Below are 26,567 nucleotides of genomic sequence, written 5' to 3' on the forward strand. Positions count from 1 at the left end.
CCAACCGGGATTTAACCGTTTCCCCTGCTAAATCCTCTAAGAGATATAGCCAAGAGAAAGACGGGGCGCCGGCAGGCCCCGTGCCAGTATCTTTCAAAGAGGTAAAACCTAAAAATGAACCATTCAGCCGCTATGGTAATCCGGAATCTTATGCTGTAGATGGTCATACTTATGAAGTAATGAAAAGTTCAGGTGGTTATAAAACGCGAGGTATAGCGTCTTGGTATGGGACTAAATTTCATAGCCAACGAACTTCCAGTGGTGATGATTATGATATGTATGCTATGACAGCTGCGCACAAAACCTTGCCATTACCAACCTATGTCAGAGTAAAAAACTTGAGTAATGGGCGGGTGGCTATTGTCAAAGTTAATGATCGAGGTCCATTCCACAGTGATCGGGTTATTGATCTCTCCTATGCTGCTGCTCTAAAACTGGGTTTATTACCTAAAGGTACCGCACCAGTTGAAATCGAGGCGTTGAGTACTGGTAAACGCGTTGCTCATTATTATGTGCAGGCTGGTGCATTCAACTCAGAAAAATTAGCGAATGTCCTGCAAAATAAATTGGCAAAATTAACACCATCGCCTGTTATTGTTGAGAAATATGCAAATCGCTTTGTTGTTAAAGTCGGCCCTTTTGCTGATAAACACATGACATCGAATTTAAAAAATAAGCTCGCTGCTAATGGTGTGCATGGTTCTTTTGCCTTATTACAATAAAAGGGCAAAAAGTCATTTGAATTTAGGGTCTGTTGATAGGCCGATTATCTTGCCCGAAAAGCTTTGATTTCCTATGCGTTGCTGTTTATTTACCCTGGCGAAATATCAACAGACCCTAATCATCGACCGAATCAATGATGACTCGAGTACCTTTCATCCCACCGCCCGGTAATTCAACAAATTCCTCATTTAACCAGCGAGCATCTTCGGTAAACATCCTTATACAGCCATGACTTGCTCGATAGCCAGGTACTGTTTCACTTCCATGCAGAGCATATCCACGGAAAAAATGCATACAAAAAGGCATTTCAGCACCACCATTATTGCCATCTGCACGTCTAGGAAAGGCGGTAGAAATACAGTCAATATCTTGTTTACGAATAATGCGGTACGCACCAGAAGGTGTTGAGCAACCACCTATTACGCCTGGGCACTTGCCTTCACCTGATGAAATCGGTCCCCACCATAATAGTTCACCATCTTCATCATAAGCGCCCCAAGCTAATTTTTTTTGACTGATATAGATGGTTTTTTCCCCTTCAGGTTCTATATAACGAGGGAAGGGGGAAACATCGTAGATAGTCAAGCGATCGATGTTTCTAGGAACTGCTATAACCATACCCGCTCGTAAAATAATGTTCATACGATTAACACGGCGTACAATATCTTTCTCTTCGTCATTCGGAAACAAGCTATTCCAGCTTTGACCACTTTTTATTTTAATACAGAAGTAGTCAGGCTCCTTACACAATGTTTCTCCATATCGCGTTTGAGACCAGGCTGTTGAAACTAGTATGGCTACTAATATTATTGTCTTTGTAATTAGCCGTTTCATGATGAGCCCAATTTAGTTTAACTGGTATCTAATTTAACGGCATAAAGAAAAAAAACTTTACAAATTGTTTGTTAAATTATTATTAATTTTGTCAGGAATAGTCGTTTTGATGTAAGTTATGCATTTTCTAATTTAATAGCTTGCCACGCTTCATGGATGTCTGTGAGTAGTGTATTGGCCTGCATAAGTAATTCAATATCATTATCCAAGTTGGCTTTTAGTAGAATACGTTGAATATATTCATAAAGTTTATCCAGGTTTTCAGCAATTTCGCCCCCATTTTCATGGTCAAGACTTACGCGCAGACCTTCGATAATACTTATTGTTTTGCCAATATGCTCGCCTTTCTTACTGATTTGCTTACGTTGTATGTTACCTTGTGCAGTTGCTATGTGTGAACGTGCACCTTGTAATAGCAAGTGAATCAATTCGTGAGGGGTTGCAGTCTCTACACGGGTTTGCAATTCGATTGATTTGTATTGTTCAAGGGCTTGTTGATGAGGATTTTTCATTGTATTTACCTCCTGTTCGCAGTCAATTGTGGTAGGTTGGCTAACTGTTGGGTCAGAAAATCACTGGTGCTTTGCATTTTAACTAATAAAGCATCCAGTGCAGTGAACTGTTTTGTATAACGATTAGAAAGAGTAGAGGCTTTTGTAGTGAGTTGAGCGCGTTGCGTATCAATGTCACCCAAACGCCCATTTAATTGTTCGGTTTTAGTGGAAAGATCTCCGGTATCGCCGAGATAATTAGTTACTAAGTTATTTAATTTTACGGCAAGGCCATCGGTTATTTCGATTTGTCCTCTAGCGCCAGTACTACCTGCCAAAACTTCAACAGAGAGTCCTTGAAAACTGCTAGTGCCTTTTAACGTTAAGCCATCGCTTGAAGTGGCGTTTACACCACCAATCGTGCCGGATAATGATGTACCGGGAACAAAACTAGTGATTACTAAATTATAAACTCCCGTTTTAACCCCATTTCCCACGGATTTGATGCGTATATTCGTGTCAGTGGCTGTTGCTGTTTTAGCAAAGAGGGAAGCAATGGCATCATAATTACTTGCGACAGCGGTATTAAATTTCTCGCTATCCATTTCCAATAGCCCCTGCTTGTTGGTTTTTATACCAATGTCGGCCAGTGTAAGTACAGTACTCCCGCTCTTTGCTAAAGGCTCTCCTAATAGTTTACTCAAATTTAATTTTAAATTACGTACTCCCGAATCGGCTTGTAAGGTGCCCCCTTTTTTTGTTTCAGCATTATAGGAAGTGAGTGCGTTTATGGTGGTCATCGTGTCATTGTACTGTTTGATAAATTCATTAACTGCATTGGTTAACTGAGAGTCATTATTTGCGATTGTTAAATCCACCAAAGTGCCTGGTTGAGCCTTTTTAAGATCAATGGTTACTCCCTCGATCGCATTTTTAAGTTGGTTAGAACTTTGAGTTAATAGAAGTCCGTTAATACTAACTTGGCTGTCCTTGGCAACTGTCGTTTGAACCAGTGAATTATTGCCAATAGTTGGATCAAAGGCTAAGGCTGATAAACCTGTCGAGTTATTATTAGTGCCGTCATTATCAATCACTGAAATACGCATTGCTAGTGATTGGCCAGTTTCTGGGCTACTTAAAGTTAATCGATAACCTGAGCTATCCTGGACTATGTTGGCTTGTACACCCGCGCCACTAGTATTTATAGCATCTCTTATGGCGGATAAACTATCTTGTCCAGGAGCAACGTTGATAGTTACTGACTGTTTATTGGGATTTGCAGTAAAGACAGTATTATTATTGCTGTATGTCCCAAAATCAATGGTAATACTGCCATTGCCGACTGTCGACGATGAATTGGTATAGGAAGTTGAAGCAAGGTTTTGTTTGGTTGCAATGGTCTGTACTTCAATTTGGTACTGACCTGCAGAAGCATCATTACTAACACTGGCAGAGAGAATACTTGTGTCAGTCACCGAACTTTTCAATGCATAAAACTGGTTTATGTTGGACAGTTTTATCATGGACGTCTGCAGATTGGATAAGGCGCTTTTAATTTGGCCTAAAGCAGATAATTGGGTTGTAATACTGGCTTCCTGTTTATCAAGCCTGTTCTTTGTCGGAGTAATATCTGCTTGTACAAGGGCATCAACTATCCCTTTAACGTCAAGCCCAGAGCCTACTCCTGATGATGTTAACCCAGCCACGATAAACTCCTTTTCGTCAAAGTTCTAGTTATCAATTTTAAAAATCCAGTTGCAAGCAAGATACCAATTTTGAAGAATGAACTTCAAACTTTTTTATCAATAGTGCCTCTAACCATATTGTCAATCATTGATAATAGCTTTAAATATTCATCGGGAGGCATTTTACGAATAACCTCATTTGATAATTTATCAGTGACAATTGTTTGTAATAATCCTGTCGCTTTATCAAGTGCTGAAGTGGTTTCAATAGCGGCGGCAGAAAAATCTAATGATGAGATATCTTGACTGAACTCTGATTTGTTATTTTGCTCTTTATTTACTGACCCTAATGAGGGGGCACTAACTTTATTTAGTGAGTCTATATTCATAACAACCTCCTATGCCCATTTAGTCAACTAAATCAAAGGCATATCAAACATTCCCCCACGCAAAGATTCTGCATGGGGGATTCATTCTTCTTAGCGGCCAAGTAATTGCAACACTGATTGCGGCAAGCTATTGGCTTGGGCCAACATCGCTGTACCAGCTTGTTGTAATATTTGTCCCTTAGTCAGGTTTGCTGTTTCTGCGGCAAAGTCAGCGTCTTGAATCCGGCTTCTTGCAGCAGTGAGACTTTCTGTTACGTTTTGCAAGTTAGCAATGGTTGATTCGAAACGGTTTTGCAGAGCACCCATTGCGGCTCGGTTAGAACTAACCGAAGTAAGCGCTGAATCCAAACGACGGATAGCTAATTGTGCGCCGGATACAGTACTGACATCAATGGTATCAATACCATTAGAATCTCTGGCAATTGAAGCAGCCAGACCGACTGTTGCTACCGTACCACCGATAGTTAAGGTTTCTGCTGCACTAATGGTCAGTGTCCCCCGTAAGGTAGCCGCGAAGGCGCCAGCAGTAACGGTTAAACCATCAGTACCTGCAGTAAAACCAGTACCACTCTCTGTTACAGAAATATTACGGCCATCAGCTGCAGTCAGGGTCATATTACCACCATTAAGGCTGGCAGTGACTCCTGTTTGACTGCTTACAGAGTTGATTGCGTCCCTAAGTGCGGTATTGCTAAGTGCGGTAGAAACGTCTTCGTTGGTAAAGATTGCAATACCGTTAATGCTCAGGTTATAGGTGTCTGCTGCGGTACCACCAATCGGACCAATTGCTTGAGTTCCAGATGTTACGGCACTGACGCTTAGACCTGCAATACCAGCGTCATTAATAGCGGCTGCTTTCGCATAAGCTGAGGTGGCATCTTGTTGCGCATTGCCGGTGAATCCAGCACTAGAGCTAATGGTTGTTGCTGCACCAGAACCTACGGCAATGGTTATATCGGTTGCTGCGGCAGCAGATACCTGAGTACCTGTTTGTTGAGCTATCCCCCCCATAGAGGAGGCTTTAATACTACCAATAGCGAAGTTAATGGTTTGGTTCGCATTCGCACCTACCTGGAAACTGGCACTGGAGAATGAACCATCGAGAATACGTTGGCCGTTAAACTCCGTGTTTAATGCAATTCTGTCTAACTCGCTTTGTAATTGTACAATTTCTTCCTGTATGGCTTGACGGTCACCAGAGTTATTGGTTGAGTTTGCTGATTGCAGGGAAAGTTCACGCATACGTTGCAGAATATTCGTGGTTTCCTGCATCGCACCTTCTGCAGTTTGTGATAAAGAAATACCATCATTAGCGTTACGAATCGCTTGTGTCATACCGCGTACTTGAGCGGTCATACGTTCTGTAATTGCAAGACCCGCAGCATCATCCTTTGCGCTGTTGATGCGTAAACCAGATGAAAGGCGCTGAATGGCAGTTTGCATTGTTTTTTGTGAGCTATTTAAGTTACGTTGCGCATTAAGCGACATTACGTTGGTATTAATAACTTGAGCCATGGCTAAATCTCCTCGACCTGAATCCCTGGAGTGGGATTTCCCGTTTATACCGATAAATTTCTTATTTTTTAAATTTATCGAACCCAATTACCTTATCGGAAAAAGAGAAATAAACTTTAGCTTTCGATAGTATTTTTTATTAAAAAGAATCTATTAAAAGCCAAATAATTTCCATTATAAGACATATTGTTTAATTATTATTATTTTTGAAATTAAATAATCAATTAAGGTCAAAAAACAATCCAACTTGTAAGAGGGAATTCTTGATAACAATTAGTCGTGCAAGTGCTAATTTCAGGTTATAATGGACAGATTAAGATTAATGGATTCCTATATGAGTTGGTTGAAAAAATTATTGCCTTCAAAAATTAGAACTGAAACGTCACAAAAAAGAGTTCCTGAAGGGCTTTGGGTAAAGTGTTTGGGTTGCAGTTCCGTTCTTTATCGTACTGAATTACTAAAAAATTTATCTGTATGCCCTAATTGCAATCATCATCATCGCTTGTCAGCCAGAGAGCGTTTGGCACAATTTCTGGATGAAGCAGGTCAAGAAGAAATTGCGGAAGAGTTGGAGCCAATAGATCGTTTGAAATTTAAAGACTCTAAAAAATACAAAGACAGAATTAGTCAGGCACAAAAAGCAACGGGAGAAAAAGAAGCTTTGATTGTCATGAAGGGTGCTTTGATGCGGCAACCTGTCATTGTCAGTGCGTTTGAATTTAATTTCATGGGTGGCTCTATGGGGGCAACCGTTGGTGAAAAATTTGTCAGGGCTGTTAATGCAGCAACGGCTGAAAAAAGAGCTTATATTTGTTTCACTGCAAGTGGTGGTGCCCGGATGCAGGAGGGACTATTTTCATTAATGCAAATGGCTAAAACCTCAGCAGCACTCGCTAGATTTTCAGAAACCAGATTGCCTTTTATTGTTGTATTGACTGATCCTACCATGGGTGGTGTTTCAGCTAGTTTTGCGAGTCTTGGTGATATTATTATTGCTGAACCTAATGCATTGATTGGTTTTGCAGGGCCACGTGTTATTGAGCAAACGGTTAGACAAACCTTACCTGAAGGATTCCAGCGTAGTGAGTTTTTGCTTGAACATGGCCATATTGATATGATTGTCGAGCGAAAGGCCTTAAGGAGCACTGTTGCTGAGCTTATAGCAAAGCTATCTCGTCGTGATTTAAGCAATAGCTTTGATGAAGCCGTATAGCCATTTTAATGTTACTGAGTGGTTAGCCTATCTTGAAAATCGCCATCTCCAGGAGATTCAACTAGGCTTATCCCGAATCAAGCAAGTAGCTGAGCATCTGGATTTGCTCAATCCAAATGCAAAAATTATTACAGTTACCGGAACAAATGGGAAAGGATCAACGGTAGCCTCACTTGAAGCGATCTATTTGGCAGCAGGCTATCAAGTTGCCAGTTATTCCTCGCCGCATCTATTGGCATTCAATGAACGAATCAAGGTTAATAGACAGCCAATCAGTGCACAACAACTGTGTGAAGCATTTTGTGTCGTTGAAGAAGTCAGCAATACGATTAATACCCATCTAACCTATTTTGAGGTTACGACCTTAGCTGCTTTATGGCATTTCAAGCGGTATTGCCTTGACTTGATTATTCTGGAAGTAGGGCTGGGTGGTCGTTTGGATGCTACAAACATTATCGATACTGATTTAGCAATTATTACAACGATTGATTTTGATCACCAAACCTTTTTAGGCACTACAAAAGAGGCTATTGGCTTCGAAAAGGCTGGTATCTTAAGAGCAAATAAGCCATTGATCTTTGCTGATAATAATCCACCGGCGAGTGTTTTAAAACAAGCTTATGCGCTTAATACACCACTGTATTTATATGGTCGGGACTATAATTATCTGCATCACGCAGATGGCCTGCAGTTTGTTAGGTCAGAGCAAGTGATTGACCTGCCTCAGCCACAATTGCATGGTAATGCTATTGCCGCCGCAATAATGGCTTCAATTTGTCTGCAGACATGGTTACCCATTCAGCGTTCTCAGTTAATACAAGGCATTCAAAGTGCTTCTCTAATGGGAAGGGGGCAGCTTGTAAAGGGAAGGGTAGAGACCCTATTTGATGTAGCCCATAACCCGCAAGCAGTGAGTAATCTAGTAAAAGTTATTAAAAAATTGTCAGTGGATAGAACTGTGCATGCAGTTTTTTCAGCGTTAAAAGATAAAGATATTGTTGGATTGATTGCCCCTTTGGTCAAAAGTGTTGATTATTGGTATCCAGCCTTGTTAACAGGCAAGAGAGCAGCTTCAAAAGAGCACTTAACCCAAGCATTTACAAATTGTGGTATTATACCTTCCTGTTATCGCGATCCTCTGTCAGCCTATCAGGTTGCTTGCAATCAGGCAGGTGCAGATGATTTAATCGTAGTTTATGGTTCGTTTATCACTGTGGGAAATGTGCTATCCGCAGTATATTCCCCTAAAACTGAGGAGATAGAATGAAACTAGTATTAGATGAACGAGTTAAACATCGCATTATAGGCCTAGCTGTTATCTTATCAATAGGAGCTATTTTTGCTCCTGCAATTGTAAAAAAATCTAATCAACGCTTTGATGGAAATGTTAACGTATCGGTCCAGTTGCCGCCCAAGCCTCTGCCACCAAAAGTTGCTATGCCTGATGAGAAGGCGATGTTTGGTACTGTTAAAGTTGCTCATGTTGAATTACCTGCACTGCCAGATGAAAAAACGATAGTTAAAGTGGCTAAAGCTGAGCCACTTAGCCCAATGAATGATGTTCGGATGCCTGTGGTAGCTAAAGCAAATGTTGATACGCCAAGTCTGCCAAAGGCAAAAACGACCCCGGTTTCTAAACCAACAGTCGCCAAAATGGCAGCTAAAAAAGTTGTAAAAAATATTCCGCAGCCTAAAGCGAAAGTGGTTGCAAAAAACAATAAAAAAGTGGCACCTGTTACAGTAAAAGCTTCAGTAAAAGGGCGTTATGCTGTACAGCTGGCAACTTTTTCACAACAGCGGAATGCTGACACTCTTGTATCAAAATTACGTGGCAAAGGGTATAAGGCTACTTACAATAAAATTACTACCACTGATGGTACTGTTTACAAAGTAATCGTGGGCCATACTGATAGAAAAGAGCAAGCTCGGGTATTACAAAAGCAGCTAGCTAGTGTTATGCAGATCAATGGTTTTATTGTTGAGACAGGGGTTAGTTAGCCATGCCATGGGACTGGGTAGATTTAGTGATTGTAGGGATTATCGCTTTATCGGTTATAACCGGTTTAATTCGGGGTTTTGTTAAAGAATTAATTGCTATTGGTGTCTGGATTCTAGCAATTTGGCTGGCTTTTAATTATTCACAAAACCTCGATCCCTGGCTGCAAAAATTCATTCAAGATAAAACAGCAAGGAAGATAACCGCATTTATTATGATTTTATTCGGTACCCTAATTGCTGGGGGGATAGTAAATGCTTTGCTTGGTTTTATTTTGAAAAGCACGGGATTAAGCGGAACAGATCGAATATTAGGCATGGGCTTTGGGTTTGTTCGTGGGGTATTTATCGTTGCGCTTATTATGGTTGTAATAAAAATGACCTCTCTACCGTATGCAGAGTATGCTGGTAATTCTAAATTATATGCTAAATTTGATCCGGTCGTTAATTGGCTATCTGGTTTAATGCCGAGTTTGATAGATCGAGTTAAAGGATTGGAAACACCGGATGCTCCAGAAAATCTTACGCAGATGACCGGTGATTTCGAGCTATCTGAAGCTTGAATAAAAATTTTTCCCCCAGCAACGCGTTCAAGCTAAAGTCATATTGGTGTTGATTAATGGATCATTAACAAGCGGAAATTTAATCTGAAATTAGGAAATAGGGGTTCTTTAAGAATAGGGTCTATGAAAGGCTACAAGCCCCTGAGTACGGAACCAATGCTTATCTTCTTCAAAAAAATAAGGTTTTAGTTTTGGAATATCCTGAATATTTTCATAGTCAATTGCTACAAGATATCGTTTGCCAGTAATATAAAATTCTTTTGTATTTCGTGAAGGATTCACCAGAATATGTCCTGTAGGGACATATTGAAATAATTGTTCAATAAAGCTCACTATCTCTTCTTCTTTTTCTATTCCATTGCGAACACCTAAAAGATAAGGGACAAAGGCGGTATCAAAAGCTGGTTTTTCTTTGCTCCCAATTTTATCAATTGTTCCTGCATTGAATTGTATATTTTTATCTAACTCAAAATTATCTTCAATTTTAAGTTCAATGGCATGTCGAACTAAATATACCATGTAGTGGATATAGGCGCGTCGCAACAGGTTAGGGTTAATGGCCCAGAATAAAATATTTCTGCATTTTCCAGAAGGTAAAGTCATTAAAGGCGGGTACCAACAGGTCAGTGCTGTAAATAATTCCTCAATTGAAGGATAAGGCTCACCTTTGTCTGTATGCTCTTTGTAATGATAATATTTTTTAAACGCTTTCATCCAGGCAATAGTTACCGGATCCTTATCGTAAACAGTAATTGATTTTGCTCCAGCTTGGGCAAATAAAAAACTACTAGTGCCGTAACCAGGAATGACTAAAACATTTTTTCCCTCTATATCAGCTCTAATGTTATATCGTCCTTTGTTGTCTTCAAATAAAGTAGATGACAGATACCTTTCCGCTCCCATTGGATATATTTGAACCTCTTTATTATCTGAAAGTCTTGTTATGCGCCTCTCTAATATCCAATTTTTTTCTTGTTTGCTTAAGATAGTTTCGTTGGCAGGCATAGAGAACTCCTTTAGAAGTAATCATAAATATAATTGATGTTTTTTTATGTAATGTGCTACTTCCTCAGGCAAATAAGTGCTTGGATCTTTCCCCTCGCTAAGTTGCTTGCGTATCTGGCTGGAAGAAATATTAAAGCTGCCTGCATCATAAAAATAGATAAGACCATGGGAACTCCTTATCAGGGTTTTACCATCAAATGTTTCGTGCTGCTCGAGTAGTTTTTTAATCTGCTCTGACATAACCACATTATCAGATCCACAACGCTTTATAACCAACAAATTAGCTAGTGTTAGTAGCTGTTGCCAATTATGCCACTGGGGTAATTGGTTAAAACTGTCAGTACCAAGTAACAGGGTGATGGACAGTTCACTCCCCAATTCAAGGCGAAAATTTTGCAAGGTATGGACCATGTATGAAGGTGATTCGCGATTAATTTCACTTAAATTAATTTCAAAATTTTGATCCAGATTTTTTACAGCAAGTTCTAACATATCAATACGTTGTTTTGCTGTTGCTGTAGCCTTCTTTTTTAATACGGGGATTTTGCAAGGTAGGAAAATAAACTGCTCAAAATTAAAATGATTTTGCACATTAATGGCAGTTTTTATATGACCATTATGAATTGGATCAAAAGTACCGCCATAGATAATTAAATTATGCACAACAACCTACCTCTTTTCCTAAACAAAGCGAGAGAGTAATAAGTTCAAGAGCATGCCAAATCTGGCCGCTTTGATTTGATTTTATGCGCTCATCAATAAGTTTACAAAATTGCAGTAGGGATTGTAAGTTATCTAAACTAGCCTGTCTTAATGCTGTTTGGTAGAGCCGGCTACGTTGTGACCATATTTTTAATTGGTTACAAGCTGTATTAAAAGGAACCGATTGATCGACTAATTCAATTAGTTGAATTAGTTGACGAATTTCTTGGGTTAATAACCAAAGAATTAAGGTAGGCTCAGTCTTGGTATTGTAAGCATGACGAAGAATTTGGAGGGCTCTATCTGCTGAGCAAGATAAACAGGCGTCTGCCAAGTCAAAGAGCTGATAATCACATTGATCAACTAATTGTTCTCTAACTATTTCTGGGGTTAGCACACAATTCTGCTCTGCTATTAACTGAAGCTTGGTTATAACTTGGGCGCAGGCAAGCATATTACCTTGAGTGTATTGGTGAATTAAGCTGGGAATTTGTTGGTCGAATGTGAATCCTTTTGCTTGCAAATGCTGTTTAATCCAATGTTGCATTTCCGAATTATCAAAGGAAAAAACCTGGACAATATGAGCATTATCATGAGATGTGAGCCATTGTAACTGTTTAAGAGGTAAATTAGGTGCCCGTATGAGTAGTAAACAGCGAGGGTTCATGTTTTGTATATAGCTGCTTAAAAACTCCTTCCCTGCAGGATCTAGCGTTTTCTTTTCATAACGCACATCAATTAAAACTTTGTGGGCAAATAAGGAGTAACTGTTGGCTTCTTCATCCAGTCGTTCCCAATCTGTCGGATTATTAATGGGTAAAGTAGTTTCCTCATAATCGTCTTTATTTGGAGGGCACCATGCCTGCTTGATTGAGTCAGCCGTACTGTTAAGAAGGAAACAATCCTGGCCAATAATAAGATAAAGTCCTGAGATTTTTTTTGCTAAATGTGAGGTTAATGCTTGTTGTTTAATGAGCATATTGATGTCTTAGATTCGTTATTTGAGTATCTAAGGGCTTTATAGCTATTTTCTACTCAGTCTATTGATTATTTGCATGGCAGCATCACGCCGCATTTCACCGTACAGTAGTGTTTCTTCGGAATCTGAACCCAATATTCTGTCATTATTTACAGTTAACTGTCTAGTTGATATGACATGATTGGAAGGAATAATCGTGTTCCCTTGCTTACTAACGAGACTAAATTGCACATCATAAAAAAGTTGATATTGTCTGGGTGCGGTGCTGGCACTGACATTGGTAATTTGTTGCTGGCTGCTATCCTTTTCGATTATTAATAAATAGTCAGCCTGTGTTACATTAGGACTTACTTTAATATTATAAGCTTGTAACTGATCTTTTAGCAGCGGTCCTAAATCTCGATGAGCATTTTGGGTAACAATCGCAACGTTATTAAGCCATGGTGGCATGTCAACCATGCCACGCAAATGAAAGCCACATGCAGTCAACAGGAAAAAAAACAACCAACTGAAAAGACATCTTATTAACATTAGCTGACAACCAAATTAATCAATTGGCGATGAGTAACAACGACTGCTTTTTTAATTGTTTTTCCTTCCAGAAAAGCTTTTGTATGCTGCTTGGCTAAGTCAATCAGTACATCTTCTGTAATATCATTATCAGCTGTAAATTGAGCTCTTAGTTTGCCGTTGATCTGTACCACATAATCTATCTCATCACTTTTTAAGGCACTCTTGTCAACCTTAGGCCAGGGAGCATCAATAATTGCTTTTTCAAAACCTAGTTGCTGCCATATATGATGGCAAATATGTGGGGTGATAGGGGCTAAAAGACGAAGAAGAATACTCATTCCGGAATGGAGGAAGTATTTATCTTCTTCATTTTGTAGTTCATAACCAGAGAGTTCATTAAAAAGTTTCATGCAACCAGAAACAACGGTATTGAATTGGTGCCGCTCATAATCGTTGTTAGCTTGGGCTAAAATCTGGTGTACAACCAAACGAGATTTTTTTAAGCGATTTTGAGCATGTTGCCAATCGACATGACCATTGCCGCCCATGATGGCATCATTTATGTCAATAAATAGCTGTTGGTGCTGGCAAGCGAAAGACCAGATTCGTTTCAGGAAACGATGCGCCCCTTCAACGGCGGTATCAGACCACTCTAATGACTGTTCTGGTGGGGCTGCAAACATTACAAACAAACGTGCTGTATCAGCACCATAAGTGTCTATCAGGTGATTTGGGTCTACGACATTACCTAACGATTTAGACATTTTATGGCCATCTTTGAGAACCATGCCCTGGGTGAGTAGAGCCTTAAAAGGTTCATCAGAATTCACTAAACCTTCATCACGCATTAATTTGTGGAAAAAACGCGCATACAGCAAATGCATTACGGCATGTTCGATACCACCGATGTACTGATCGACTGGTGTCCAATATTTAGCTCTATCATCAAGCATGGCATTGTCTTGTCCCTTGCAAGCGAAACGGGCGTAATACCAAGAGGACTCAACAAAAGTATCAAAAGTATCTGTTTCTCGTGTTGCATCTTGCCCGCATTTAGGGCATTGAGTCTGGACAAATTCGCTACACTGGGCTAATGGTGAACCGTTACCAGTAAATTGAATATTGTCTGGTAAAGTGACGGGTAAGTCATCCTCAGGAACAGGCACAATACCGCATTCTTCGCAAAAAATCATTGGAATTGGTGTGCCCCAGTAACGTTGGCGGGATACTCCCCAATCACGCAGCCTATAATTAATTGTTGTTTTACCTGCATCGTGGGTTTCAAGGTAATTGGCAATCTCTTTTTGGGCTTCACTAGAGGATAAACCATCAAATTGGCCTGAGTTTACTAATTGGCCTTCCTGGGTAAAGGCGGATTTGTTGTAATCATGTGAACCATCGACAGGTTTGATGACTTCTTTCATGGGCAGTTTATATTTTTTAGCAAACTCCCAATCTCTCTGATCATGAGCAGGCACAGCCATCACAGCGCCAGAACCATATTGCATGAGTACAAAATTAGCCACCCAAACAGGGACTTCAAGACCGGTGATGGGATGAATGGCAGTCATTCCTGTATCAATACCTCGTTTTTCCATCGTGGCAATATCCGCTTCTGCCATACGAATACCCTGGCAACTATCGAGGAAGGCTTGCACCTCTGGATGTTTGTTCGCTGCCTCTTTGGCAAGTGGATGGTCAGGAGCTACCGCCAGATAAGTTACTCCTAATAGAGTATCCGGACGTGTCGTATAAATTTTTAATCGCTTGGCAAAACCTGGTACTTTGAAACTGATTTCGCAGCCTTCAGAACGGCCAATCCAATTTCGTTGCATTTGTTTAACTTGAGCAGGCCATTCATCCAGGGTATTAAGATCGTTAAGTAATTCGTCAGCATAAGCGGTAATTTTAATAAACCATTGTGAAATTTCACGGCGTTCAACCAAGGCACCTGAGCGCCAGCCGCGTCCATCAACAACTTGCTCATTGGCTAGAACGGTTTGGTCGACAGGATCCCAGTTCACTACCGCATTTTTCTTATAAACCAGTCCTTTCTCATATAACTTGATAAAAAACCATTGTTCCCAACGGTAATAGTCAGCATCACAGGTGGCTATTTCACGCTTCCAATCATAAGCATTACCTAAACGCAGGAATTGCTCTTTCATTGACGCTATATTTTTCTTTGTCCATTCAGCAGGGTGGATACCATGTTTTATTGCTGCATTTTCTGCGGGTAAACCAAAAGCATCCCAGCCGATAGGTTGTAATACATTTTTGCCCAAAGCACGCTGATAACGAGCAATAACATCACCCAGGGTATAGTTACGAACATGTCCCATATGCAGGGTACCACTGGGATAAGGAAACATGGATAAGCAGTAAAATTTTTCTTTATTTAAGTCTTCGGAAACACTAAATGATTGTTTTTTAAGCCAATACTGCTGGGCTTGTTCTTCAATTTCTTGGGGTTTATAGCTGTTATCCATAGTTAATTAGTTATATTTCAGTCAGGTCGGTAAGGATAGCGCCTCTTGTCCTTAGCAGCAATAGGTTAATGATTTACTTTATGGTGGCGTATACGATAAACCATATAAATAAACACCACCAAAACAGCAAATAGCAGGCTTGGCAGATCACCAAAATAAACCCAGGGAGTCATGCCAGTCATTGGGAATAAGGTCGTTTTTAGTATACCCGCACTGAAGGCAGGGAGTGACGCTGTAATTTCTCCGCGAGTATTAACGACAGAAGATAAACCATCATTATTAGCAATGATTTGGTAACGGGCTGTCTGTAGAGAGCGTACCTGTGCCATTTGCTGTTGCTGATACATGGCTAAAGAATGGCCAAACCAACCATCGTCACTAATCGATACAATCCACTCCGCTCGTGGAAGTTGGTGACGTAATAAATCACCATAAGCTAATTCGTAACAAATTAAAGTTGCCATAGCATGACGACCTATTTTAATTAGGGTTTGGTCAGTACCTCCTGGTTTTAAGTTAGCATCAGGGATTGCTAACCAGTTACTAATCTGTTGGAAAGGTTTAGGTATATATTCACCAAAAGGTACAAGGTGTTGTTTCAAGTAAAACCCTTTCGCATTTCCCAAACTGATTAAAGCGTTGAAATAGTAGTTTTCATCAATTGTGGTGGGTTTGGGAATCCCCAACATTACCGCGCTCCCTGCCTGTTTTGCTTTAACATGGATGTCAGTCAGGAAATCGCCAATATAACTCGGTGGTAGGGGAATGGCTGATTCCGGCATAACAATTAACTGAGTACCCAATAATTTTTCGGTATCTTGCTGGTAGCGCTGTAATAATTGCCAAAATAAATTTTCATCCCACTTGTCGCGCATTGATAAATTAGCCTGTATTACTCCCACTGACATGGAAGTAGAATCTTTTTGTGCCCAATTTATATATTTCAACAAAGAAGGGCTTAACAGCAAACCAACGAAAGCGATTAAACACAAGGAGCGTCGTAAGCCATTGAGTTGTGTGCTGGTAGCCAGTATTGTGGCCGCAAAACAGGTTAAAAACCCAACTCCATAGACGCCAATTACGGGTAGTAAATACTTACTGGGAGCATCAAATTGGCCAAAACCCAATAAGAGCCATGGAAAGCCACTTAAGAATGTGGAGCGCAGGTATTCTGTTAAAGTCCACAATGCACTAAATAATAGACAGGACAGGAAGGCTAAACGAGGAATAGCCAGTTTTTTAAAAATCAGGGCCATCAGGGCGGGAAATAAAGAAAGATAAATTAAAAAGCATAATGTAATCAGAGCCGCAAACACGCTATTAAGGTGTCCATACTCATGGATACTAACAAATACCCAGGAAATCCCTAAGCCAAAATAGCCTAAACCAAGAAAAAGACCATCCCAAAAAGCCTGCTGATTTTGCTCTTTGCCTAACTGAGCATAAAAAAATGCCAGACTTAAAATGGCTGCCCCAGGCAGGTGGAATGGGGCAAAGCTTAAAGGAAGCAATAATCCAAACAAAAAGGCACGTAAAAGATGGCTGTAACTTATAGCTCTTGTCGAAATAAACGCCAGGCTTTGTACTGAAGTTGTTCGAGTCATACCTTTTACGTGTTTAAATGAAAGCGACGATAAAATACTAATTGCTAAAGGTCAAGATTTTTACAATAAATCATTTGGATTGGGAGTATTCAAGGACCATTTTTTTAGTGTACGATGACGGCTCGTTTTACAAAGGAGAAGGAATAATATGTACAACGTTATGATTACTGGCGCTGGGAAAATTGGAAGTTTAATTGCCTGCTTATTAGCCGATAGTGGTGACTATCAAGTTCATTTGGCTGATGTGGAGTTTTCTGGAACGGATGTCACTCGTTTATTGCAAGCGATGCCGGAAATCAAAACAATTGCGCTTGATGTCAAAGATCAGGAATCTACACAGGCTTATTTGCAAAAAAATAATATCATTGCGGTGATTTCAAGCCTTCCCTATTTTTTAAATACTCATGTTGCAAAAGCCGCAAAAGCCGCAAAAGCACATTATTTCGATCTGACTGAAGATACCTCTGTTACTGAAGCAGTCAAAGCGATCGCTGCAAATGCTTCTACTGCCTTTGTACCTCAATGCGGACTTGCGCCTGGTTTTATCAGCATTGCCGCAAATAGCCTGATGAAAGAGTTCGACCATTGTCATCATGCTAAATTGCGTGTCGGTGCACTACCGCAGCGTGCTAGCAATGCTTTACATTATTCTTTAACTTGGTCAACGGATGGTGTTATTAACGAATATGGTAATCCTTGTTATGGGATTGAGGGCGGAAAACCCGTTGTCTTAAAGCCTCTTGAGGGGCTAGAGTCTATACAAATTGATGGTTCAGAATATGAGGCATTTAATACTTCAGGTGGTTTAGGCAGTTTGGCTGAGCTTTATCAAGGAAAGGTCCAGACGTTAAACTACAAAACCATGCGTTATCCTGGGCATTGTGAAAAAATGCGTTTGTTAATGAATGATCTGAAATTAAACGAAGATCGCGATACTTTAAAGCGAATTCTGGAGCGAGCTATTCCTAAGACTTATCAGGATATCGTGATGGTTTATGTGACTGTTGAGGGCCTTAAACAAGGTGAATTAAGCGAAAAAAGTTACGTTAAAAAAGTATATCCAGCAACTATTCGCGGTTTGGAATGGTCGGCTATTCAAGTTAGCACTGCATCCGGCGTTTGTGCAGTAGTGGATTTGGTGTTAGGACAAGCCAATGAATACCGTGGTCTGATTTTACAGGAAAATTTCCATTTGAATGATGTCTTGGCCAACCGTTTTGGTCAGCATTACGCCTAGGAGAATGACATGGATTTATTAAAACATTTAAATATCAACGACGTTAACCCTGGCGCTTTCAGTGGTCAGGGTTGGCAAAGCCAGATTGGTACTAGTCGTTTACCCTCTTTTAATCCGGCAACGGGTGAGAAGCTGGCTGAAATAGCAACCTGTTCAATGCGTGATTATGAGCGGGTGATAGAGCGAGGACAAATCGCAGCTAAAGAATGGCAGACAATACCTGCTCCCAAGCGTGGAGAAATAATTCGTCAAATTGGACAAGCGTTACGTGACCATAAAAATCTATTAGGCAGTCTAGTATCACTTGAAATGGGCAAATCTAAGCAGGAAGGCGATGGTGAAGTACAGGAGATGATTGATATTGCTGATTTTGCTGTCGGTCAATCACGTATGCTTTATGGTAATACCATGCATTCCGAGCGTCCTAATCATCGTATGTACGAGCAATGGCATCCTTATGGTATTGTTGGTGTCATATCAGCCTTTAACTTTCCTGTCGCGGTCTGGTCATGGAATGCTTTTATTGCAGCAATCTGTGGCAATGTAACGCTGTGGAAACCTTCAGCTAAGACACCACTTTGTGCTATTGCAGTACATCATATTTGTAATCAGGTATTACAAAAAAATAATTGCCCAGAAATTTTTAGTTTAATTATTCCTGAGTCGCATGATATTGCTGATGCGATGGTAAATGATATGCGTATACCGCTCATTTCTTTTACTGGCTCAACAGCTGTAGGTAGGCAGGTTGCGGCCAAAGTGGCGAAACGCCTAGGAAAAACAATTCTGGAGCTGGGTGGAAATAATGCGATCATTCTCGATGAATCCGCTGATTTAAATCTTGCTATCCCAGGTATTGTCTTTGGTGCGGTTGGTACAGCAGGTCAACGATGTACTTCCACCAGGCGTCTATTTGTTCATGAATCAATGTATCGCGATGTTGTTAAGCGACTACAACATGCTTATGAGCAAATTACTATCGGTGACCCTTTAGACAGCAACAATTTAATGGGACCTCTGATTGATGAACAGGCTGTAAACCAATTTCGCAAAGCGATTACACGTATACTTGCTGCAGGCGGACAAATTGCATTTGGTGGTGAGGTGATCAATCAAGCTGGTTATTTTGTTCAACCCACTTTGGTGACTGACGTGAAAAACGAATGGGATATTGTACAAGAAGAAACATTTGCCCCTATTCTTTACGTGATGCCTTATCGCAGTCTGGAGGAAGCAATTGCTTTACAAAATGGTGTCCCACAAGGCCTATCTTCTGCGTTGTTCACCCAGAATCTTAAGAACGCCGAGCGTTATTTAAGTGCTATGGGTAGCGATTGCGGCATAGCCAACATTAACATTGGCACATCCGGGGCTGAAATTGGTGGCGCTTTCGGTGGTGAAAAAGAGACTGGAGGTGGTCGCGAGTCAGGTTCTGATTCCTGGAAAGCTTATATGCGTCGGCAAACGAATACGATTAACTGGGGAGATGCACTACCTTTAGCCCAGGGAATTCGTTTCAATCTGTCTTAGAGCAGCTTACCGAAATGATTTTGTAACCAGTAGTCGTTGTAACTCATGGTATTGTGACTTGTTATATGAAGGCAGTTATAGATACCAATAAAGCAAATAGGGCTGTTGGCATAGGGCAGTAAATGGCCAGCGAAGCATAGAAAATCATTGCTTCTTGGCTAAGATAGTAGAAATGCCAACAGACCCGAATCAACGCCGAACCTAATGTTTTCACTTACAAAAAGGACATGAATCATGCAGGAACCATTTTTCATTAAAAAAGTTGCGGTTCTCGGTGCCGGTGTCATGGGGGCACAAATTGCAGCACATTGCGCGAATGCAGGGATTGAAACCTTATTATTTGATTTAGCAGGTAAAGAAGGAGCGACTAATGCTTTAGTTGATAAGGCTATTGCTAATCTGGGTAAATTAAAACCCGCACCTTTGGCTACACCGCAGACAGGGCTAGTCTTACAGGCAAAAAATTATGAGCAAAATTTGACTGATTTGTCTGATTGTGACTTAATTATTGAAGCAATTGGTGAACGTTTAGATTGGAAAGAAGATTTATACCGGCGTATTACGCCCTATTTGAGTAAAACAGCTATTTTAGTCAGTAACACGTCAGGCTTGAGTATTAATGCTCTTGCCACGGTGCTGCCCGAATCACAGCGCAACCGGTTTTGTGGTGTCCATTTTTTTAATCCACCACGCTATATGCATCTGGCTGAATTAATACCAGCAACTACAACCACATCGCTATTACTGGATAATTTGGAAACCTGGCTAACCAGTCGCCTGGGTAAGGGAGTTGTACGCGCTAAAGATACACCGAATTTCATTGCTAACCGAATAGGGGTGTTTTCACTATTAGCTACTTTACATCATGCACAAGTAATGAAACTTGGTTTAGATGAAGTAGATGCTTTAACTGGTTCTTTATTAGGCCGACCAAAATCGGCTACCTTTAGAACCATGGATGTTGTAGGGTTAGATACCATGCAACATGTCGTGCACACGATGGAGCAACAGCTTAAAGAAGATCCTTGGCATGCTGCATTTAAATTACCGGAGTGGTTGACAGCTTTGATTAAAGCAGGCCGTTTAGGTCAGAAATCAGGGGAAGGCATTTATCGTAAAAATGGAAAGGTTATTGAAGTTTATGATCTTGAATCAGGAACTTATCGTCCAGCCCAGGGCGAGGTCAGTAATGAATTAAAAGATATTATGAAGATTGCTGATCCAATAGTGCGCATGCAGCAATTGACTACCTCTACAAATAAACAAGCCAAATTTTTGACCGCTTGTTATCGTGATCTCTTCCATTACTGTGCTTATCATTTAGCTGAGATAGCTGACAATGTACGCGATGTTGATTTAGCCATTCGTTGGGGCTTTGGTTGGCAATATGGTCCTTTTGAAACTTGGCAAATGGCTGGTATTAATGAAATGAAAGCCAGCATAGAAAAAGCTAGCGCTGAAAAAATGACTTTAAGTCAAGCCAAATTACCTGCCTGGCTAACTAATATTAAATATTTTTATAGTGCGGAGGGTGCTTATTCCGCCGAGAAGAATGAGTATATTCCACGTAGCCCGCTAGCAGTTTATCAGCGTCAGTTTTTCCCGGATAAAGTGTTAAAAGAAACGTCTCATCGTATGACAACTTTATATGAGAATGAAGGTGTTCATTTGTGGCATCTAAAAGAAGATATTGCGGTTGTTAGTTTTAAGAGTAAAGCCAATACTGTTGGGCAAGCGGTGCTTGATGGCTTACAAGAGGCAATAGACAAAGCTGAAAAAGAATGCCAAGGTTTAATTATTTACCAATCTGATGCCTCAAATTTTAGTTCTGGCGCTGATTTACGAGGTGTTGCTGCGTTGATTCAGGCAAATAAGATGGATGCGCTGGATTCAATGATTGGCCAATTTCAACAAGTTGCACTGCGCTTAAAGTATTGTGCAATTCCAACCATTGCAGCACTTCGAGGACGTGCTCTAGGTGGTGGTTGTGAATTGATGATGCATTGCGATGCAGTCATTGCTGCTTTTGAGGCTTATCCTGGTTTGGTAGAGGCTGGGGTTGGCCTTATCCCTGCTGGCGGTGGGTGTAAAGAAATGGCGATGAGAGCTGCTGCCAAAGCGCAAGAAGCGGATTTAATGCTTTTCTTGCAACCGTATTTTCAACAAATTGCGACGGCGCTTGTAGCTGGCAGTGCGCCTGAGGCCAAGCAGCGCGGCTACCTGCGTGAGAAAGATAGTTGGGTGATGCACCCTAATGAAGTGCTTTTTGCTGCACTTGCACAAATTCAAGCAATGCAAGCTGCAAATTATCAGCCACCGCTTAAAACCCAGTTTAAAATTGCCGGACGAGAGGGACATGCACGTTTGCAAGCCGGGTTAGTCAATTGGCTTGAAGGGGGTTTTATTTCTCAACACGACTATTTTCTTGCCAATCAACTTGCTCATGTACTTTGTGGTGGGGATGTTAATGCGGGCGAATTAGTTGATGAGGCCTGGTTACTACATCTGGAAAAACAAGCCTTCATGACTTTGGCGGCAACACCATTATCTCAGGCTCGTATTTCCCATCTGTTAGAAACTGGTAAGCCATTGCGCAATTAAGGAGACTTGATAATGACAAATGTATATGTAGTTGATGTATTGCGTACTCCTGTTGGTAAAGCACCACGAGGTGTGTTTCGTCATACTCTACCGGATGAGCTTCTTGCACACACAATAAGAACGCTGAAAAGTCGTAATCAACCTGTCGATTGGCAAGCTATTGGTGATGTAGTAATTGGTTGTGCGATGCCAGAAGCCGAGCAGGGTATGAATGTTGCGCGAGTCGCTTCGTTATTAGCTGGCATGCCTCAATCAGTACCAGCCATGACCATTAATCGCTTCTGTTCTTCTGGTGTGCAAAGTATCGCAACTGCGGCGGCATCAATCACCCAGGGAGATATGCCACTTGCACTAGCCGGTGGAGTCGAAAGTATGTCCATGGTGCCTTTGGGCGGTAACAAATACACTGCAAATCCGGCAATTTTTAACAACGAACATGTTGCTATTGCTTATGGCATGGGTATTACGGCAGAAAATGTTGCCAAACGCTGGGAAGTCACCCGCGAGCAGCAGGATGAATTTGCTGCAGAAAGCCATCGGCGTGCCGTTGCGGCGCAACAACGAGGTGATTTTCGGGCAGAAATAAGTCCAGTGGAAATCACCGTACGCCATGCTGATCTGGCGTCTTCTGAGGTTATAAGCAAAAAGCGTATGGTGACTGACGATGAAGGACCACGCGCCGATACATCGTATGATGCAATAGCGCGTCTACGTCCAGTTTTTGCAGCTAAAGGAACTGTGACAGCTGGTAATAGTTCACAAACCAGTGACGGAGCGGCTATTGCTTTGTTAGCGAGTGAAGACGCATTAAAGCGGTATGATTTACAGCCTATGGGACGTTTATTAGCCTATGCTGTTGCTGGAGTTCCTCCTGAAGTTATGGGTATAGGCCCTATTAATGCAATACCCCTGGCTTTGAAAAAAGCTGGTATTACTTTAGCGCAACTCGACTGGATAGAGCTTAATGAAGCCTTTGCTGCGCAAGCTTTAGCCGTTATTAAAACACTGGATTTGCCTCTTGATAAGGTAAATCCCTTAGGCGGAGCCATTGCTTTGGGGCATCCATTAGGAGCTACAGGGGCAATCCGGACCGCTACCTTATTACATGGTTTACGACGTACAAAAGGACGATATGGGATGGTTACTATGTGTATAGGAACAGGAATGGGTGCGGCGGCAATATTTGAAGCCATTTAGGGTCTATTCCCATTTCTACTATCTGGAGTCGAAAAGCATTGATTCCCTGCATTTCGCTGCTCATTTACTTGCAGGAAATTGTGTTGTAATGCGTAAATCAATGTTTTTCGACTCAAGCTTGAGAAATGTCAACAGACCTTGGGCTCTGCTACATGTTATCATTGCCTATAATTATTGATACTTTAGTATGCAAATAAGCCAGGTTCATCATGGATGCTATGCTCTTGGAACAAATTCATCAGCAACTAAACCCAGGTACACTGGAAGAACCACAACCAAAATCGAATGAGGTGTTAATTAAAGTACATGCCTGTGGTATTTGTCGAACTGATTTACATGTTATAGATGGTGAATTAACAAGGCCCAAACTTCCTCTTGTTCCTGGCCATCAAATTGTTGGAACCATTAAAAAGCTAGGTAAGCGGGTTAAAAATTTTGTTATTGGCCAGCGAGTTGGTGTGCCATGGTTGGGTAGCAGTTGTGGTGTTTGTCATTTTTGCCTAACTGGTCGCGAAAATTTATGCGACGAGGCAAAATTTACTGGCTATCAAATTGACGGTGGTTTTGCCAACTATTGCGTAGCGGATTGGCGTTTCTGTTTTTCTATTCCAGAAGGATATCCTGATCATCAAGCGGCGCCTTTGTTTTGCGCAGGGTTAATAGGTTATCGCGCTTTATTAAAAACAGGGAATGCACAACATCTTGGTATCTATGGATTTGGTGCTGCAGCACATATTCTTATTCAAGTAGCACATTACCAGCAACGGAAAGTTTATGCTTTCACTAGCCCTGGCGATCTAACTGCTCAGGATTTCGCTTATCAGTTAGGTGCTGTCTGGGCTGGTAGTTCAGAGAAATCACCACCACGCCTTCTTGAGGCAGCAATTATTTTCGCTCCCGTTGGTGAATTGGTTCCAATCGCGCTTCGAGCCACTGAGAAAGGAGGAACAGTGGTTTGCGCAGGTATTCACATGAGTGATATACCAAGTTTCCCTTACGCTGATCTCTGGGGAGAGCGAACCTTATGTTCTGTAGCTAATTTAACTCGGAAAGATGGTGAAGAGTTTTTAACACTAGCTCCGCAAATACCTATAAAAACAGAGGTTCACACTTATCCCTTGCATGGGGTCAATCAAGCCTTGGATGATTTACGTTATGGGCGATTTACTGGTGCTGCAGTTATCGTCATGTAACTGAGTCGAAGAGCCTTGATTTAGGAGCCTCACAGTATATTTACAGAATAGTCAATACCGGAAACCAGTGCTTTCGGCTCAGATAGTAGCCAGCTCAACTTGCTCTAGTAGACCACGAATATGGGCTGCAGCGCAGGCTCCTAAACCATTTAAAGCGTAACCGCCCTCTAATACGGACACCATCCGTCCTTGGCAACATCTCTCTGCGATAGTTTTTATTTTTTGCGTGATCCAAAGATAATCATTCGGTGTAAGTCTGAGATCCGCCATATCATCATCAATATAAGCATCAAAACCAGCCGAGAAAAAAATGAGCGAAGGTGCGAAAGATTGAATTTGCTCCAACCAATGTTCAGTTACTTTGGCACGAAACTGCTCGCCCGTTGTTCCAGCAGCCAAAGGGATATTGAGAATATGCTGATTTCTTGTTTCGGCACCACTAAAGGGGTAAAAAGGATGCTCGAAAGAAGAACAATACAAAACCCTTGGTTCTGCCTGAAAAATATTTTCAGTACCATTGCCGTGGTGAACATCAAAATCAACGATAGCTATGCGTTGTAATTTGTAGAAATCCAGTGCATAGGCGGTCGCAACAGCAACATTATTAAAGAAACAAAAGCCCATTGCTTTATTACGTTCTGCATGATGTCCGGGAGGACGTACATTGCAAAAGGCTGCTTTAGTGTCGCCCTTCATGACTAAATCAACACCATATATTGCTGCGCCTGCTGCGTGAAGAGCGGCTATTAGAGAGTGAGGATTCATCCATACATCTGGATCTAAGGGAATGAGGCCTTTTTGCGGGGAGATATTAAAAATAAATTCAATATAATCCGGATCATGTACAAGTTGCAATTGATCTTTGGTCGCAAGAGGGGCCTGGTAATAGTTTAAATGCTCACTCAAACCACAACGAATTAACTCATCCTCAATGACTTGCAGCCGAGCTGGCTGTTCAGGATGTGTTGTTCCCATATTATGTAACAGGCAATTTGGATGAGAAATAAACGCTATAGACATTTGAATCATCCTTGATGTTTAGTTAGGCACATCAATGAAACACTACTTTTAGGCAAATTCCTAATAAAGAACAAAAAGTGTAGAGCAGACATTAACACGAATGAGTGTTAATGTCTGGACCTATTAGTGATAATACTTATTAAGCGTTGATATATACTCCGGAGCAGCAAAATTAGGCCAATGGTCTTTATCAAATCCAGGAGCATTCTTTAAACTTTCTTTGTCGATGTTCAAAAGAAAGCAATTATTTTTTTTATCATAGGTGAATAAATCCCAAGGAACAGCAAAAAATTTGTTGCCGAACCCTAAAAAACCACCAAAATCCAGGACTAGATAATTTACTTTCCCCATAAGTTTATCAATGACAACCTCGTTAATTTCTCCTAAATCTTCACCTAAAGAATTCTTAACTTTAACACCTGATACTTCGCTGCTTTTAACTATATTTGCATGATTCATAATATAACTCCTTTTATCATTATAAAAATATATTTAATCTAATAAATTAATCCCTAATCTTATAAGTATAGATTAGAGTTTTAAATGATATTAATGCGAAACTATAATTACTTATGTCTTGTTTTATTTTTCATTAGGTCTCTTTTGCTTATCCATACGACATGGATGTCTAGCTAAAAAGCTTATCCATTGGAGAGTTTTTGGAAGAGTGATTTTTTTTACCACTTACTTAATAATAAGAAAACTTTTTTCCTAAAATTACGTAAGTATCTTTAATGCTGTCTTTATATAAAACAGCTTTTTCTATTTCCTTATATTTTTTAGCTGAATATAAAGAAATTTTATTATTATCCAATTAAATATTCCTTATATTCTACTCTTATTAACTCTCTGTCATAATGGTACTCTTCCAATTAAGATAAGTATCAAAAGAATAACTAGAATAAGGCCTATAAGCCCTGAGGGCCCATATCCCCAATTACTACTGTAACCCCATCTAGGTAAGCCACCAATTAACAGTAAAATTAATAATACAATTAATAAAGTAGTAAGCATGATATTCCTCCATGAATGTACATTAAAAGTATAGCATTTCCTTTTATTTTTATTGAATTCGCATTCGTTTTTACA

General features: G+C 40.6%; 25 protein-coding genes. 10 read left to right on the forward strand and 15 right to left on the reverse strand.

Annotated elements, in window-relative coordinates:
- Positions 1–80: 80 nt before the first annotated feature.
- A complete protein-coding gene (locus DYC89_RS07695) occupies positions 81–722 on the forward strand; it encodes a septal ring lytic transglycosylase RlpA family protein (RefSeq protein WP_412754674.1) in 642 nt (213 codons plus the stop codon).
- 115 nt (positions 723–837) lie between these two features.
- On the opposite strand, the gene DYC89_RS07700 is transcribed toward DYC89_RS07695, so the two are convergent.
- The 5 genes from DYC89_RS07700 to DYC89_RS07720 form a co-directional block, all read right to left on the reverse strand.
- Positions 838–1,557 carry a L,D-transpeptidase gene (locus DYC89_RS07700; RefSeq protein WP_115221257.1) on the reverse strand — a complete coding sequence of 240 codons (720 nt, stop codon included), beginning with the start codon at positions 1,555–1,557 and terminating at the stop codon, positions 838–840.
- A 116-nt stretch (positions 1,558–1,673) separates the two neighbouring features.
- Positions 1,674–2,069: a flagellar export chaperone FliS gene (gene fliS, locus DYC89_RS07705; protein ID WP_115221258.1), complete on the reverse strand. Its 396-nt coding sequence runs from the start codon at positions 2,067–2,069 to the stop codon at positions 1,674–1,676.
- Positions 2,070–2,074: 5 nt separating this feature from the next.
- Complete coding sequence (fliD, locus tag DYC89_RS07710) at positions 2,075–3,754, reverse strand: flagellar filament capping protein FliD (RefSeq protein ID WP_115221259.1); 1,680 nt, start codon at positions 3,752–3,754, stop codon at positions 2,075–2,077.
- A gap of 83 nt (positions 3,755–3,837) precedes the next feature.
- Positions 3,838–4,122 carry a flagellar protein FlaG gene (locus DYC89_RS07715; RefSeq protein ID WP_115221260.1) on the reverse strand — a complete coding sequence of 95 codons (285 nt, stop codon included), beginning with the start codon at positions 4,120–4,122 and terminating at the stop codon, positions 3,838–3,840.
- A 90-nt stretch (positions 4,123–4,212) separates the two neighbouring features.
- On the reverse strand, positions 4,213–5,637 hold the full coding sequence (locus DYC89_RS07720) for a flagellin (RefSeq protein ID WP_115221261.1): 1,425 nt from the start codon (positions 5,635–5,637) through the stop codon (positions 4,213–4,215).
- A gap of 334 nt (positions 5,638–5,971) precedes the next feature.
- On the opposite strand from DYC89_RS07720, the gene accD reads away from it, so the two are divergent.
- The 4 genes from accD to DYC89_RS07740 are packed head-to-tail and all read left to right on the forward strand — an operon-like array spanning position 5,972 to position 9,408.
- Positions 5,972–6,850: an acetyl-CoA carboxylase, carboxyltransferase subunit beta gene (gene accD, locus DYC89_RS07725; RefSeq protein ID WP_115221262.1), complete on the forward strand. Its 879-nt coding sequence runs from the start codon at positions 5,972–5,974 to the stop codon at positions 6,848–6,850.
- Complete coding sequence (gene folC / locus DYC89_RS07730) at positions 6,837–8,117, forward strand: bifunctional tetrahydrofolate synthase/dihydrofolate synthase (protein WP_115221263.1); 1,281 nt, start codon at positions 6,837–6,839, stop codon at positions 8,115–8,117. Before accD ends, folC begins: the two co-directional genes overlap by 14 nt.
- Positions 8,114–8,848, forward strand: a complete 735-nt coding sequence (locus DYC89_RS07735) for an SPOR domain-containing protein (protein WP_115221264.1) — start codon at positions 8,114–8,116, stop codon at positions 8,846–8,848. Before folC ends, DYC89_RS07735 begins: the two co-directional genes overlap by 4 nt.
- 2 nt (positions 8,849–8,850) lie before the next feature.
- Positions 8,851–9,408 carry a CvpA family protein gene (locus tag DYC89_RS07740; RefSeq protein WP_115221265.1) on the forward strand — a complete coding sequence of 186 codons (558 nt, stop codon included), beginning with the start codon at positions 8,851–8,853 and terminating at the stop codon, positions 9,406–9,408.
- 108 nt (positions 9,409–9,516) lie between these two features.
- Here DYC89_RS07740 and DYC89_RS07745 read toward each other — a convergent pair whose 3' ends face one another.
- The 6 genes from DYC89_RS07745 to lnt all read right to left on the reverse strand — a co-directional run bounded on the left by DYC89_RS07745 (position 9,517) and on the right by lnt (position 16,700).
- Positions 9,517–10,413, reverse strand: a complete 897-nt coding sequence (locus DYC89_RS07745; protein ID WP_115221266.1) for an ABC transporter permease — start codon at positions 10,411–10,413, stop codon at positions 9,517–9,519.
- A 21-nt stretch (positions 10,414–10,434) separates the two neighbouring features.
- Positions 10,435–11,076, reverse strand: coding sequence for a nicotinate-nucleotide adenylyltransferase (gene nadD / locus DYC89_RS07750; protein ID WP_115221267.1), 642 nt, complete (start codon positions 11,074–11,076; stop codon positions 10,435–10,437).
- A complete protein-coding gene (gene holA / locus DYC89_RS07755; protein WP_115221268.1) occupies positions 11,069–12,094 on the reverse strand; it encodes a DNA polymerase III subunit delta in 1,026 nt (341 codons plus the stop codon). Before holA ends, nadD begins: the two co-directional genes overlap by 8 nt.
- A gap of 45 nt (positions 12,095–12,139) precedes the next feature.
- On the reverse strand, positions 12,140–12,625 hold the full coding sequence (lptE, locus tag DYC89_RS07760; protein ID WP_115221269.1) for an LPS assembly lipoprotein LptE: 486 nt from the start codon (positions 12,623–12,625) through the stop codon (positions 12,140–12,142).
- The gene (gene leuS / locus DYC89_RS07765) at positions 12,625–15,096 is read right to left on the reverse strand and encodes a leucine--tRNA ligase (protein WP_115221270.1); all 2,472 of its coding nucleotides are present in this window, start codon (positions 15,094–15,096) and stop codon (positions 12,625–12,627) included. Before leuS ends, lptE begins: the two co-directional genes overlap by 1 nt.
- 65 nt (positions 15,097–15,161) lie before the next feature.
- Positions 15,162–16,700, reverse strand: a complete 1,539-nt coding sequence (lnt, locus tag DYC89_RS07770; RefSeq protein WP_115221271.1) for an apolipoprotein N-acyltransferase — start codon at positions 16,698–16,700, stop codon at positions 15,162–15,164.
- A 148-nt stretch (positions 16,701–16,848) separates the two neighbouring features.
- On the opposite strand from lnt, the gene DYC89_RS07775 reads away from it, so the two are divergent.
- The 5 genes from DYC89_RS07775 to DYC89_RS07795 all read left to right on the forward strand — a co-directional run bounded on the left by DYC89_RS07775 (position 16,849) and on the right by DYC89_RS07795 (position 24,458).
- A complete protein-coding gene (locus tag DYC89_RS07775) occupies positions 16,849–17,937 on the forward strand; it encodes a saccharopine dehydrogenase family protein (RefSeq protein WP_115221272.1) in 1,089 nt (362 codons plus the stop codon).
- Between the two features lie 9 nt (positions 17,938–17,946).
- Positions 17,947–19,467: an L-piperidine-6-carboxylate dehydrogenase gene (amaB, locus tag DYC89_RS07780; RefSeq protein WP_115221273.1), complete on the forward strand. Its 1,521-nt coding sequence runs from the start codon at positions 17,947–17,949 to the stop codon at positions 19,465–19,467.
- A 234-nt stretch (positions 19,468–19,701) separates the two neighbouring features.
- Positions 19,702–22,068, forward strand: coding sequence for a 3-hydroxyacyl-CoA dehydrogenase/enoyl-CoA hydratase family protein (locus tag DYC89_RS07785; RefSeq protein WP_115221274.1), 2,367 nt, complete (start codon positions 19,702–19,704; stop codon positions 22,066–22,068).
- A gap of 12 nt (positions 22,069–22,080) precedes the next feature.
- Positions 22,081–23,265 (forward strand): acetyl-CoA C-acyltransferase, encoded by a 1,185-nt coding sequence (locus DYC89_RS07790; protein ID WP_115221275.1) that lies wholly within the window; start codon positions 22,081–22,083, stop codon positions 23,263–23,265.
- 209 nt (positions 23,266–23,474) lie between these two features.
- Entirely contained in the window at positions 23,475–24,458 is a 984-nt protein-coding gene (locus DYC89_RS07795) for a zinc-dependent alcohol dehydrogenase family protein (RefSeq protein ID WP_115221276.1), read from the forward strand.
- Between the two features lie 78 nt (positions 24,459–24,536).
- Here the strand turns inward: DYC89_RS07795 and DYC89_RS07800 are convergent, their stop codons facing one another.
- The 4 genes from DYC89_RS07800 to DYC89_RS07810 all read right to left on the reverse strand — a co-directional run bounded on the left by DYC89_RS07800 (position 24,537) and on the right by DYC89_RS07810 (position 26,492).
- A complete protein-coding gene (locus tag DYC89_RS07800) occupies positions 24,537–25,478 on the reverse strand; it encodes a histone deacetylase family protein (RefSeq protein WP_115221277.1) in 942 nt (313 codons plus the stop codon).
- Positions 25,479–25,601: 123 nt separating this feature from the next.
- The gene (locus DYC89_RS07805; protein WP_115221278.1) at positions 25,602–25,937 is read right to left on the reverse strand and encodes a PRC-barrel domain-containing protein; all 336 of its coding nucleotides are present in this window, start codon (positions 25,935–25,937) and stop codon (positions 25,602–25,604) included.
- A 229-nt stretch (positions 25,938–26,166) separates the two neighbouring features.
- Positions 26,167–26,292: a hypothetical protein gene (locus DYC89_RS16840; RefSeq protein WP_281271380.1), complete on the reverse strand. Its 126-nt coding sequence runs from the start codon at positions 26,290–26,292 to the stop codon at positions 26,167–26,169.
- A gap of 38 nt (positions 26,293–26,330) precedes the next feature.
- Complete coding sequence (locus DYC89_RS07810) at positions 26,331–26,492, reverse strand: DUF3309 family protein (protein ID WP_115175154.1); 162 nt, start codon at positions 26,490–26,492, stop codon at positions 26,331–26,333.
- Positions 26,493–26,567: the final 75 nt, after the last annotated feature.

Origin of the sequence: Legionella donaldsonii, from assembly GCF_900452385.1 — a bacterium.
In the GTDB taxonomy this organism is placed as follows: Bacteria; Pseudomonadota; Gammaproteobacteria; order Legionellales; family Legionellaceae; genus Tatlockia; species Tatlockia donaldsonii.

Excerpts from the sequence above, each read along its gene's own strand:
- DYC89_RS07720 (WP_115221261.1), bottom strand. The coding sequence starts at position 5,637 with ATGGCTCAAGTTATTAATACCAACGTAATGTCGCTTAATGCGCAACGT.
- fliS (WP_115221258.1), bottom strand. The coding sequence starts at position 2,069 with ATGAAAAATCCTCATCAACAAGCCCTTGAACAATACAAATCAATCGAA.
- DYC89_RS07795 (WP_115221276.1), top strand. The coding sequence starts at position 23,475 with ATGGATGCTATGCTCTTGGAACAAATTCATCAGCAACTAAACCCAGGT.
- accD (WP_115221262.1), top strand. The coding sequence starts at position 5,972 with ATGAGTTGGTTGAAAAAATTATTGCCTTCAAAAATTAGAACTGAAACG.
- holA (WP_115221268.1), bottom strand. The coding sequence starts at position 12,094 with ATGCTCATTAAACAACAAGCATTAACCTCACATTTAGCAAAAAAAATC.
- DYC89_RS07745 (WP_115221266.1), bottom strand. The coding sequence starts at position 10,413 with ATGCCTGCCAACGAAACTATCTTAAGCAAACAAGAAAAAAATTGGATA.
- folC (WP_115221263.1), top strand. The coding sequence starts at position 6,837 with ATGAAGCCGTATAGCCATTTTAATGTTACTGAGTGGTTAGCCTATCTT.
- DYC89_RS07700 (WP_115221257.1), bottom strand. The coding sequence starts at position 1,557 with ATGAAACGGCTAATTACAAAGACAATAATATTAGTAGCCATACTAGTT.
- DYC89_RS07790 (WP_115221275.1), top strand. The coding sequence starts at position 22,081 with ATGACAAATGTATATGTAGTTGATGTATTGCGTACTCCTGTTGGTAAA.
- lptE (WP_115221269.1), bottom strand. The coding sequence starts at position 12,625 with ATGTTAATAAGATGTCTTTTCAGTTGGTTGTTTTTTTTCCTGTTGACT.
- leuS (WP_115221270.1), bottom strand. The coding sequence starts at position 15,096 with ATGGATAACAGCTATAAACCCCAAGAAATTGAAGAACAAGCCCAGCAG.
- amaB (WP_115221273.1), top strand. The coding sequence starts at position 17,947 with ATGGATTTATTAAAACATTTAAATATCAACGACGTTAACCCTGGCGCT.
- DYC89_RS07735 (WP_115221264.1), top strand. The coding sequence starts at position 8,114 with ATGAAACTAGTATTAGATGAACGAGTTAAACATCGCATTATAGGCCTA.
- lnt (WP_115221271.1), bottom strand. The coding sequence starts at position 16,700 with ATGACTCGAACAACTTCAGTACAAAGCCTGGCGTTTATTTCGACAAGA.
- DYC89_RS07785 (WP_115221274.1), top strand. The coding sequence starts at position 19,702 with ATGCAGGAACCATTTTTCATTAAAAAAGTTGCGGTTCTCGGTGCCGGT.
- DYC89_RS07715 (WP_115221260.1), bottom strand. The coding sequence starts at position 4,122 with ATGAATATAGACTCACTAAATAAAGTTAGTGCCCCCTCATTAGGGTCA.
- DYC89_RS07740 (WP_115221265.1), top strand. The coding sequence starts at position 8,851 with ATGCCATGGGACTGGGTAGATTTAGTGATTGTAGGGATTATCGCTTTA.
- DYC89_RS07775 (WP_115221272.1), top strand. The coding sequence starts at position 16,849 with ATGTACAACGTTATGATTACTGGCGCTGGGAAAATTGGAAGTTTAATT.
- DYC89_RS07805 (WP_115221278.1), bottom strand. The coding sequence starts at position 25,937 with ATGAATCATGCAAATATAGTTAAAAGCAGCGAAGTATCAGGTGTTAAA.
- DYC89_RS07810 (WP_115175154.1), bottom strand. The coding sequence starts at position 26,492 with ATGCTTACTACTTTATTAATTGTATTATTAATTTTACTGTTAATTGGT.
- DYC89_RS07800 (WP_115221277.1), bottom strand. The coding sequence starts at position 25,478 with ATGTCTATAGCGTTTATTTCTCATCCAAATTGCCTGTTACATAATATG.